The following is a 1,418-nucleotide window of genomic DNA, read 5'->3' on the forward strand; positions in this document are numbered from 1 at the left end:
ACTAAACACATCTCATTTACCCGAAGCGCTACAGCATTTTCAGCACCTGTATCCCGTCCGCCACAATGCCGACAAAAATCCGCCCATCCCCTTATGTATTGGATTTCCTGAACGCTGCCATACTCCGGATCACGCTTTGAGTCAGTTCAGAATCCTGTGTTGTATGTTCTGACAAATCAATCACCTGCTCTGCAGAGTCGGCCGGCTCAGGCTTCTGCTGTATTTTCGGATAGTCTTCTTGAAGGATCTGCCGAACAATTTCCCGGATGGCAGCAAAGCTGACCTCTCCAGACTCTGCCTTTTCCCCCTCATAGGCTAGGATACATCTGGCGATATAGTCTGATTTTTCCCCTTTACCCAATTCATTTAGAATCTGGGCTGCCCGGACATGATCGGCTTTTTTCTCATTGAACCCGATGGTAAAAGAGTAGGGCTTCTTTTTTGCTGTCATATAATCACGCTCCCTGCTGATACAGCCAGTCATAACCTTTCGCATTGGCATGGATATCCTCGATAAACCGATACCTATTTAACATACCTGTTTGTTCTAAGAAGGGTTTCAGGAGAATGGAGCCGCCACCCAGAAAGATCATATATGTAGACCGTGGATCTATTCCTCGCTCACGCAGACTGGAGAGCAGATCTCTTGCATACGCCTGTACTTCCTCAAGAACCGCCTGTACGATCTCGCCTTCGTAAAAGTCATACTTGCCCTGGATGATATTGTCAATATCCATCTCGTCTAAGAGCTGATCGTAATCTGCCCGAATCCCTGTAATCACACGATTATACAGACTGATGATCCCCATCTCCATAGAGTCGCAGAATTCCATATCTACTTCTCCGTAACGGAACATCAGGTAATCCCCCGTAAACGCACCGATATCTACAGCAGTTGTACGCGGATACATAGCAATGTCTTTGTGATAGAGCATTACGGCCGCATAATCCTGCGGGAACGCCCGAGTATCTATAATGGAAATATGATAATCTGTATCCTTATAGCGAAAATGGAGCAGTTCTCCATTCCACCGGAAATATGTCTCATATTTTTCATAAAGTTCTGCGAAATGCTTCGGCGGAAGACCGATCGGCATCTGTACCTGCACGATATCCCCCTTTTGTACATTTTTATTTAATTCCAGTTCCTTAGCAATCCCCATTAATGTCAATGCGAAAAAACGGGAGTCTTTCGTCTTATCGCGCTGATACGGAATTCGACGATTGCTGGATAGGTAAAATTTCCCGTTGTATTCCAGATATTCCATTCCGCGTCCTGGTGCAAGATCACTGACACTTATCCCCGTCTTAAATACTGTATTCATAGTTTTTATGTTGCCGTTACCGTGATCCACGGGAATCCTAATACGTTTAATCATAAGTCAATCTCTCCTTTATACTGTTTACTTATATATACG

At 44.7% G+C, this 1,418-nt stretch carries 2 protein-coding genes; both read right to left on the bottom strand.

The features are described 5' to 3' along the window. Positions 1–91 precede the first annotated feature (91 nt). The gene (locus H6A13_RS12885) at positions 92–451 is read right to left on the bottom strand and encodes a hypothetical protein (protein ID WP_204909935.1); all 360 of its coding nucleotides are present in this window, start codon (positions 449–451) and stop codon (positions 92–94) included. A 4-nt stretch (positions 452–455) separates the two neighbouring features. Next, entirely contained in the window at positions 456–1,379 is a 924-nt protein-coding gene (locus tag H6A13_RS12890) for a ParM/StbA family protein (RefSeq protein WP_204909936.1), read from the bottom strand. Between the last annotated feature and the right edge of the window lie 39 nt (positions 1,380–1,418).

It is taken from the genome of Mordavella massiliensis, from assembly GCF_016902415.1.
Lineage (GTDB): Bacteria > Bacillota > Clostridia > Lachnospirales > Lachnospiraceae > Merdimonas > Merdimonas faecigallinarum.